General features: G+C 40.3%; 9 protein-coding genes and 1 tRNA gene. 5 read left to right on the top strand and 5 right to left on the bottom strand.

Going from position 1 to position 9331, the window contains the following annotated elements; translation table 11 throughout:
- The first annotated feature begins 234 nt into the window (after positions 1–234).
- Positions 235–600 (top strand): VOC family protein, encoded by a 366-nt coding sequence (locus tag HWQ43_RS15220; RefSeq protein ID WP_292735112.1) that lies wholly within the window; start codon positions 235–237, stop codon positions 598–600.
- Between the two features lie 23 nt (positions 601–623).
- On the opposite strand, the gene HWQ43_RS15215 is transcribed toward HWQ43_RS15220, so the two are convergent.
- Positions 624–1919, bottom strand: coding sequence for a hypothetical protein (locus HWQ43_RS15215; protein WP_292735115.1), 1296 nt, complete (start codon positions 1917–1919; stop codon positions 624–626).
- A gap of 38 nt (positions 1920–1957) precedes the next feature.
- Positions 1958–3031: an undecaprenyldiphospho-muramoylpentapeptide beta-N-acetylglucosaminyltransferase gene (murG, locus tag HWQ43_RS15210; protein WP_292735109.1), complete on the bottom strand. Its 1074-nt coding sequence runs from the start codon at positions 3029–3031 to the stop codon at positions 1958–1960.
- Positions 3032–3115: 84 nt separating this feature from the next.
- Here murG and HWQ43_RS15205 point away from each other — a divergent pair, with 84 nt between their 5' ends.
- From HWQ43_RS15205 to HWQ43_RS15190, 4 genes are all read left to right on the top strand, one after another.
- Positions 3116–3955 (top strand): nuclear transport factor 2 family protein, encoded by an 840-nt coding sequence (locus tag HWQ43_RS15205; RefSeq protein ID WP_292735106.1) that lies wholly within the window; start codon positions 3116–3118, stop codon positions 3953–3955.
- 111 nt (positions 3956–4066) lie between these two features.
- A complete protein-coding gene (locus tag HWQ43_RS15200; protein ID WP_292735104.1) occupies positions 4067–4840 on the top strand; it encodes an SDR family oxidoreductase in 774 nt (257 codons plus the stop codon).
- A gap of 596 nt (positions 4841–5436) precedes the next feature.
- Positions 5437–5509: transfer RNA gene (locus HWQ43_RS15195), tRNA-Ala, on the top strand.
- Positions 5510–5857: 348 nt separating this feature from the next.
- On the top strand, positions 5858–7024 hold the full coding sequence (locus tag HWQ43_RS15190) for a sulfate ABC transporter substrate-binding protein (RefSeq protein ID WP_292735101.1): 1167 nt from the start codon (positions 5858–5860) through the stop codon (positions 7022–7024).
- Between the two features lie 8 nt (positions 7025–7032).
- Here the strand turns inward: HWQ43_RS15190 and HWQ43_RS15185 are convergent, their stop codons facing one another.
- The 3 genes from HWQ43_RS15185 to HWQ43_RS15175 form a co-directional block, all read right to left on the bottom strand.
- Entirely contained in the window at positions 7033–8439 is a 1407-nt protein-coding gene (locus HWQ43_RS15185; RefSeq protein WP_292735098.1) for a 1-acyl-sn-glycerol-3-phosphate acyltransferase, read from the bottom strand.
- 112 nt (positions 8440–8551) lie between these two features.
- The gene (locus HWQ43_RS15180; RefSeq protein ID WP_292735095.1) at positions 8552–8998 is read right to left on the bottom strand and encodes a DUF2127 domain-containing protein; all 447 of its coding nucleotides are present in this window, start codon (positions 8996–8998) and stop codon (positions 8552–8554) included.
- Between the two features lie 94 nt (positions 8999–9092).
- The coding region (locus tag HWQ43_RS15175) for a hypothetical protein (RefSeq protein ID WP_292735092.1) at positions 9093–9331 on the bottom strand (239 nt) is incomplete at its 5' end.

Here is a 9331-nt window from a genome sequence, read left to right as displayed (position 1 = left end):
TCAAGTTTTATTACTTCAGCAAACCTGATGCAAGTTATTAGTTTTGCTTATTTAAGCTCGATCTTTCTAGTGTTTGCGGGTGTTCCAAATACAGTGAACACAGAATTTAGATATGTTTACTCTGGTGTTAGTGTTAGCGCCCAAAAGATAAAATAGATAAGGAACATTGTTGTTGTCGACTCTGAATAAAGAGTTGATATGAATTACTACCAAAATTAGGAGGGAAGGTGTGACATGACAATTACTCTAAATCACACCATAGTGCCCGCACATGACAAAGAAGCGTCGGCGAGGTTTTTTGCAAAAATTTTCGGTTTAGAGGTCGAGCTTCCCGTTGGTCACTTCGCTGCTGTGCATATAAATGATGCATTAACGCTCGACTTTGCCGATGCTGGAGCATTCGAGCCACATCATTATGCGTTCCATGTCAGTGATGAAGAATTTGATGCAATTTTTGCACGCATCAAAGAGGCAGGTATTGAATACAGTAGCGACCCCATGCATCAGAATAAAGGACAAATTAACCACAGAAAGGAAGGTCGTGGCTTCTATTTCTATGACTCCGATGGCCACAACTTAGAATTGTTAACCCGTGCATAGATTTTTGATATCAGGTCAATGCATTACTTCTTGACTAAAAAATATGCTGTGGCATGGTCTGGTAATTGGCTAATATTCTGCCCAAATTCTTTTTTATTCTGAAAAATACCTGCCAAAAAATCGAGCTGATAAAGATTGGGTAAAAATGCTCCGCCTGTATCGGCGATGACTCCCATTTGCAGATGTTTGCGTCCACCTTGAGTATGCTCAATCACAATCACCTTACCTAAACCGATATTCAAAACATCTCCAGCAAAAGTAACTCCGGGTTTGATAGAAATTTTTGCATCTATTTTATATCCATAGCCTTTAATAGCATCAACTTCTCTAAAATACCAATAACGCTTTTGTGCTGTTGCCTTTAATCCCCGGATATAAGCCATTCCATTGTTTCTATCTACATTAAAAAAGGCCTTATAACCATCGGTAAAATTAATCAGGATTGTTCCTTCCATAATTGCTTCTTCTAAGCCATTTCTGGTTAGATAAGCAAGAGTATTAACTTTTCCAAATTCTCTACCACCTGGTTCATAAATACCAGATAAAACATCTTGCTTTGTGTAGCGAGTGTAGAACTTATCGTTATTAGAGTTATCTTTTAAGCTATAAATTGGTATATTAAAAGTAGAGGTTTTCTTGCGGGAACCAGGGTGAGTAAATACAGCATATTTGGTAATTCGTAATTGTTTTTGCTGTTTACTTTTGGGGTTGTAGGGAGACCATTTAATGACTCGAAAATTAGTATTAATAAATTTAGAGTCTTGTAAACGAGTAGCCCGATTATTCGCAATATCCTCCTTCAAAACAGCAATCATAAAATCCAAAGTTTTGAGGACATCTGGTACAGTAACTCCTTGAGTAGCAAGCACTCCTGTACGCATAATATCCGGGTCTTCGGAAGCATAATCTTGAAAATATTTTCTAGTATTAACAAGAACAGTTAATAAATCTCCTTGATTGAATTTAACCTTACTATTTGGTAGTTTTCCTGGAGTAGCAATCTGGCTACCATTAATGTTAAATTTATATTTTTTGAACTCATCAACAACTGGATAGGGTGAAGATGCTGCTAACAAATTCTGTCGAGATGAAAAAGCATTTTGAAACCTTGAATTAAGTTGTTCGGCAGCTTGATTTGAGGTCAGAAAAATCTGTGATTGAAGTAGGAAAGAATTTTCTTGTTGAGTAAATGACTGATTTTGTTGAGCTAGTTGTTTAGTTTTTGAGTGGGTATATAGATAACTACTTGCTAAACTGACAAGTAATAAAGCAGCACAACCTACTGTGAAGCGAAATTTTTTACTCAATAACATATTAATAACTGGGAAAATACATTTCTAATGCTAAATAATTAACGTTATGTTTCTATCACCTCACGCACTAATTGCGCCAACTTTTCGGCACTATCAGGAACTGCGATCGCATAAGCTTTTTCCCTCATCTTTGCTAACTCTTGCGGTGACTGCAATAAATTCAACACATTATTTTGCAATACTTCAGTCGTCAACTCAGATTGCTTCAACGTTAACGCTGCACCAGCTTTTGTAAATACGTCTGCATTGTAAGATTGATGGTCTTCTGCGGCAAAGGGGTAAGGAATCAAAATCGCTGGCGTTCCACACACTGCCAATTCTGTTAAGCTACCTGCACCAGAACGACTAATCGCCAAAGAAGCACGTTGTAACAACGCTGCCATATTGTTGTAAAAAGGTAAGGCTATGTACTGTGGATGTTTGAGACTGTCTGCTTCGGGATCGCGATCGCCAGTTAAATGTACTACATAAACACCAGCATCAAACCAAGCTTTTGCAGATTCGCGCACCAACTTATTCACTGCAACTGCACCCTGGCTACCACCAAAAACAACAATTAAAGGCACACCATCAGGAATAGCTAAATCAAGTGGTGCATTAATTGCCCCATCAAGAAATTGCTCTCTTACAGGAGTACCAACATAGACATTTTTGGCACGAGGTAAATACTTAGCAGCTAGTTCAAATCCCAAGGCTACCGCACTACACCAAGGGCCAAAAAAGCGAGTTACTTTACCTGGTAAGGCGTTAGATTCATGGAAAACCACGGGTAAACCGAGAGAACGTGCCGCAATCACGGCCGGCCCGGCAATGTAACCGCCTGTGGTAAACACCCCTTGAAAATGTCCCTGTTTGAGAATTCGTCTGACTTCTAGAATCGAAAGGGCGAGTTTACCCAAAATGCGAATCGAGGAAAGTCCAAACCCTTGCTGAAACCCTTCAACTGCAATAGTATTCAAGGGATACTGTTTGGGGACAAGTTGAGTTTCTAGGCGATCGGGTACTCCCAGCCATTCTATTTGATAATCTGGAAGTTTTTGCGCCAGGGCGATCGCTGGAAACAAATGTCCACCAGTCCCACTGGCAGCTATTAATAATCGTATCGGTGCGTTTGCCATCAAACCTCTACCGTTTAGCGTCTAGCTTAACTAAGATAAAACAATTTGCTTACTTTCTCTAATCAAATCAGTAAATTCTTACCAATGACTAACATTATTACCGCCTTAGTGAGACGACAACTCAAATTTCCAGCAAATATCTGGCTAGTTTCGTTTCTGCTGACTATTGGTTTAACAACTGGTTGGCAACGCACTCAGGCGACGACACCACAGCAATTATCTCAAGCCACAACAGCCCAAAATGCACCAGCCGATCTGAAAAACCTGTTAACACAAGTTGATACTGCTGCTAGCCGAGGCGATGTCAAAGGGGTGTTGCAATTTTACAGTCCCAATTTCACTCATGGCGATGGATTAAACCTTCAAACCCTGGAAAAGTCTTTGACTTCACTTTGGCAACGATATCCGAAATTGCAATACAGCACGAAACTGCTATCTTCAAAACCTGAAGCCAATGGTATTATTGCTGAAACAGAAACGAAGATAACTGGCTTACCCTCCGGTAATAATAAGAAGTTAGCTCTTAATGCCACGATTAAATCACGTCAGCGCATTGAAAATGGAAAAATAGTCCGCCAAGACATTTTGTCAGAACGCACCCTACTTACTTCTGGCAGCAACCCACCCCAAATTGATATTAAATTACCACAGCAAGTACAAGTCGGTCAGAAGTATAATTTTGATGCGATCGTCCAAGAGCCACTGGGTGATGATTTTCTACTAGGAACGGCGCTAGAAGAATCTATCCAAGCAGATAAATTTCTTAACCCTACACCCGTGGATTTAGAATTACTGACATCTGGCGGACTGTTTAAAACGGGACAAGCACCATCTACCCCAGGTAGCCAATGGATTTCTGCTGTCATCCTGCGAGGTAATGGAATGACAATGGTAACTCAGCGCTTGCAAGTGGTGAAGAAGTAGTTAGGAGTTAGGAGTTAGGAGTTATAGACCGACTGATGATAAATTATGAACGATGAAACTTCTGCTAATTCATAATTCATAACTGTTAACTCCTCACTCCTAACTATCCTAATGACTTCCCTACAAAATCAAATCATTTTGATCACTGGTGCAAGTAGTGGTATTGGTACTGCTTGTGCAAAAATCTTTGCTGGTGCAGGTGCAAAACTGATTTTGGCAGCACGACGGTTAGAACGTTTGCAGCAGCTAGGAGATACTCTCAATAAAGATTTTGGTACTGAAATTCATTTATTACAGCTAGATGTGCGCGATCGCCATGCTGTTGAATCTGCCATTGCGACTCTACCCTCTGCCTGGTCTGACATCGACATTCTCATTAATAATGCTGGTCTAAGTCGTGGTTTAGACAAGTTGCACGAAGCCAACTTTCAAGACTGGGAAGACATGATTGATACTAACGTTAAGGGTTTACTTTATGTCTCCCGCTATATCATTCCGGGAATGGTAAGTCGCGATCGCGGTCATGTGGTAAATTTAGGTTCCATCGCCGGACATCAAACCTATCCTGGTGGTAATGTCTACTGTGCTAGCAAAGCTGCTGTGAGAGCCATTTCTGAAGGTTTAAAACAAGACCTATTGGGTACGCGAGTCCGTGTAACTTCCGTTGACCCTGGTATGGTAGAAACGGAATTTAGCGAGGTACGCTTTCACGGAAATACTGAACGCGCCAACAAAGTCTACCAAGGAGTTACACCCCTAACAGCAGATGATGTGGCTGATGTGATATTTTTCTGTGTGACGCGATCGCCCCATGTCAATATTAATGAAGTTGTGCTAATGCCTGTTGACCAAGCTAGCGCTACCCTAGTTAATCGACGAATATAAATAAAAGTAACCCATCTCATACCATTCTCAAAAAGCTTACCCTTGCCACTTACTCTACTCAAGAGACATTTGGTAGAAAAAATGTTAGAGACGTAGTAGTGCTACGTCTCTATAAGGCAATACGCTTGGGTTAAGCATTTCTTTCTTCTCTTTGTTTGCGTCCTTTGCTTTGCGTCCAACTCTTACGAGACGCTGCTCGTAGCTTGCTTCCCCGAAGGGGTATGCGGTTCGTTAAAAAAATTGACTTTGGCAAAGAGTTTCCTTTAATAGCAGACTTTTTCAGAGAAGAAAATAAACGACCATTAAAATGTGAAATTTTTGGTTTTGCGACCTCAATTTGTAAAAACATTGAAAATCTATAGTCACTTTTGAATAATCATATAAATTAATAAAACCCTTGCTATACAATGTTTTTACAGGATAAAATTAACGACATTAATTTGTTAAACTACGATATCTAAGTTGTGAACGTACACTGATACATAACTTAATATAGTTGTCTTGACTTAAATTAGATAAACTGGCATAATAATTAAACTAATACAATTTATAGAGCTAATTAGTAAGCTTAAAAATGCTTACTTACTAAGGGTTCTGGGGTTATAGCGCAGTTGGTAGCGCACCTCAATGGCATTGAGGGGGTCAGCGGTTCGAATCCGCTTAGCTCCATTATTAAAACCTACCTACTCAAAACCTGTTGTCACTTCAAGGATAAAGTGGCCGCTCTTAAAACCTGGAATCCTTATTTTTACGTTGACAAAATTTGTAAGCGATAACTTCGTTAAGCTCCGCTAACATATTCAATGGTCAGCTATTGGTTGTCGCTTTGGACAATTAATGCTTGTTGTCGCATCAAGCTGAGTTGAACAGCCTCCGCTTCTGGCTGGTTGATTTCGATACGGAGATAATTTGTTTAAATTTAGGTTAACAAAAAGTTATTTGTCCTTAACCACTGTTTTATAATACCTCTTAACTACAGTATCTAGATAAAGCTACCGCAGATTTAAGGGAAATTTGATGAACCAGAGGCAACGTACTTTTCAATCAAGGAGATATTTGACTGAATTAGTTCAGACTTATATTGTTAAAGCTTTACACGCTACAAGACAGTGGTATGTACAACTAATACGAAATTGGTTGTACAAGTCTTCTTCATTGAGTGTTACGTCCCTATTCTTAGTCGGAGTTAGCTTGAGTGTCATGATAGCTGCCTGCTCTCCACGTGATATCAATAATACTGGCACAACTTCCCAGAATGATGTAACACTAACGTTTGTTTCTTACTCAGTTACTAGCGCAGCATACCAGCAGATCATTCCCAAATTTATTGAACAGTGGAAGAAAAAATATAACCAAAACGTCACTTTCAATCAAAGTTATGATGGGTCAGGTTCCCAGACCCTTGCTGTGATTGACGGTAAAGAAGCTGATGTGGTGCACCTGTCACTTGCCCTTGATATTAATAAACTTGTTCAGGCAGGGTTTATTCAACCGGGGTGGGAAAAAGAAGCGCCTAATGATGCAATTGTTACCAAATCTCTAGACGCGATCGCTATTCGTGAAGGTAATCCCAAAAATATCAAAACTTGGGCAGATTTGGCACGAGATGGCGTAAATGTGGTTACACCAGACCCTAGAACCTCTGGCGGTGCTCGCTGGAACTTCCTTAGTCTTTGGGGTTCTGTAACAAAAACTGGCAAAAATGAAAATCAAGCAATGGACTTTACTTCTAAAGTCTATAACAATGCACCTTTGTTACCTAAAACGGCTCGAAATGCCAGTGAACTATTCTTTAACGATAATCAAGGAGATGTTCTGCTCAACTACGAAAACGAGATGATTTTGCTAGCAAAAAATGGTAAAAAAATCTCATATATTGTGCCTGATATTAATATCTCCATCGACAATCCTGTTGCTGTTGTAGACAAAAATGTTGATAAACATGGTACTCGTCCGATTGCCGAAGCATTTCTCAAATTTCTTTACACCCCAGAGTCGCAAAGAGAGTTTACCAAATTAGGATTTCGTCCTGTTGAGCTGACTGTTACAAAAGAAACGGAAGGCAAATTTCCTAAAATTAAAACGATTTTCAAAGCTCAAGATTTAGGAGGATGGGACGAAATTCAAAAGAAATTTTTTGATGAAGGTGCAATCTTTGACAAAATTCGAGCGAAAAAGTCTTAGAATTTCTGTTATCTAATCATCTTCTCTAAAGCGATTTGCAAATCTTTTGTCAAATCGCTCACAGCTTGTTTAGACGCTTGGCGATCGCCCTGACAATTTGTAAAGCGTTCTGTAACTGAAATTGGCTCTCCCACAGTGATTTGTGCCTGTCGCAAACCTAACCGAGGTCGCCCCGGAAGTGTTGTATCCTGAATTCTAGAAAGCATATCAAATACAAGCAAAGCTGTTTCCGCAAACCGTTCCGCCGTTGGTTGCTCCTGAATATAAGTAGCTGTGACTGCAACAAAACTTTCCACTATCCGCATGTGCCGCATTCGCAAGTCGGCTTCTTCAGCAATCCAGTCTGCTAAACCGCCTTTGAAGGGTGCTAAAGCATTAATATCTGGCAAATCTTCTCGGTAAATGTAACTCCAGCCAGCTTCTTCTAAACGACGACAGCGGTCAATAAAATTACCTTGCCCTTGAACGTCAAAATATTGCTCGGTAACTTGTAAAGCCTTATCTAGTAGGCGATGGAGTCGGGCAATTAATACCTGATTAGCACTAGTAGATTCATCAGTTAAGATGGTTTTTGGGATGTCTTGATGATAGAAGCGACGATAAAACTCTTCCATCTCGGTAATCAGATATTCAGCCAACCTACAGAGGCGTTGATAGTAAATCTCTTCGCGATTGCCCGAATCAGTTTCCAAAACTTTCAAGCCACTATCAGCTTCTAACTTACTCAATAGCCAATCCAGCTTAGACCAAGGTGGCTCAACGTAGCGATATTGGATAGCGATCGGCACAACGATCACAGTCTCAGAACGGTTAGCTTTTTGTAAGTCTTCTACACACCAGAAGCCCATTTGAGCAACACCAGGTTCTAAGGGGCTAACAATGCCACTATGACCATTAGTACCGCCTTCCGGTGCCACTGCGATCGGTAGTTCGCCATTAGCAAACAACTCTCGTGCATTTTGGATAGCTTGGCGATCTAGTCGCCTACCACGACGAACCGGCACACCCCCCAGCAGAGAGAACAGCCAACCTAGCCACTTTCCAGCCCAAACTGTCATACCTCGGTCATAAAGAAAATAGCTATGAACCAGGGATTTTAGTGTAATACCTTTTTGACGAGCAACTTGTGGCACAATGCGAGAAAGCAAATACAGCATACAGAGGGGATCTTCTACCTCTGGGTGGCGAAATGCTAACAAAAAGCGAATTTTTCCAGACTGGAATTGTTGGTATAGTTCAGCTAATACTTCAACATTCTTGGCTTCAATCTTGACAATCCCAGCCGATAGCCAAGGGCGAGTACGAAACCGTAGTGCGATCGGCAGTAACCACCGAACAATCTGGAGTACCAGCGGATTCAACCGTTGAGGAATAAATTTTAGTGGTGGTTGAGTAGACTGAATCGATCTAGGCAAGTTGCTCTCCAGATTGTATTTCTAGCGATTGTACAACGTGGGGTCTTGGTTTTACGGAAACCCGTAGGCTCTTGTCGTCAAACATTTCAAGTACCTTTCTTCTTATCAAAAATTAGTTTGGATGTTTAGGAAAATTTCGGAATAGATAGCCAAATACTGCTAAGTTCAACAAAAAAACGAATATTTTTATTAGAGATATTCCCTGAATCAATTCATAAATCTCTGGTGGAATACTGATACCGACAAGTCCCAATACCAAGACATGTGCCCAACGCTTTTCGTACCATAAACCAACGGCTTCAATAGCAGTAACAATAGCATAGATGCCTGTTCCGATACCGCTAAATGCCAGAGTTCTAGGATTTAAGTTAACAACTTTTTTTAAAAGCCAATCAATAATTATCGATTTACCTTCTAAAACATAATTTTCTGAAAATGCCTCTAGAGTTTGATAATTTTTTAATGTCAATAATAAAGCGATCGAAGTAACCATAAGCAGCAAGGCGGTAAATGATTTGTATAGAACAATTGCCACTAACCCCAATGGACGCTTTTCCAAACAACCCCCTAAGTATAGATAAGTCAAATTTTGAACGATTAAAATTACCTAAGTGCTGTCAAGTCAAAGTTTACCTCCTTATCCAGAGATTCTTCTAACTAAGTACGGCTTTGAATTGGTGCAATGGATGCAATACCATAATTTCCTCTCCCCGAACCCCTTGCCTCACAAGGAAAATAACCCCATTTTTTGATGATGAATGGGGTTTTAATTGATTTGAATGTGCGTAGGCTAGTAAAAACCGCAGCCATCGCACATTTCTAATCAAAAATTTCCAATGGAGGTTAGCGGACTCGAACCGCTGACATCCTGCTTGCAAAGCAGGCGCTCTAC

It is taken from the genome of Nostoc sp. JL31, assembly GCF_017114965.1.
In the GTDB taxonomy this organism is placed as follows: Bacteria; Cyanobacteriota; Cyanobacteriia; order Cyanobacteriales; family Nostocaceae; genus Nostoc; species Nostoc punctiforme_A.
This window is presented reverse-complemented; position numbering and strand designations above follow the sequence as displayed.

What these genes read in the sequence shown, in the direction of transcription:
- HWQ43_RS15220 (WP_292735112.1), top strand. Translation starts at nt 235, where the DNA reads ATGACAATTACTCTAAATCACACCATAGTGCCCGCACATGACAAAGAA.
- murG (WP_292735109.1), bottom strand. Translation starts at nt 3,031, where the DNA reads ATGGCAAACGCACCGATACGATTATTAATAGCTGCCAGTGGGACTGGT.
- HWQ43_RS15205 (WP_292735106.1), top strand. Translation starts at nt 3,116, where the DNA reads ATGACTAACATTATTACCGCCTTAGTGAGACGACAACTCAAATTTCCA.
- HWQ43_RS15200 (WP_292735104.1), top strand. Translation starts at nt 4,067, where the DNA reads ATGACTTCCCTACAAAATCAAATCATTTTGATCACTGGTGCAAGTAGT.
- HWQ43_RS15190 (WP_292735101.1), top strand. Translation starts at nt 5,858, where the DNA reads ATGAACCAGAGGCAACGTACTTTTCAATCAAGGAGATATTTGACTGAA.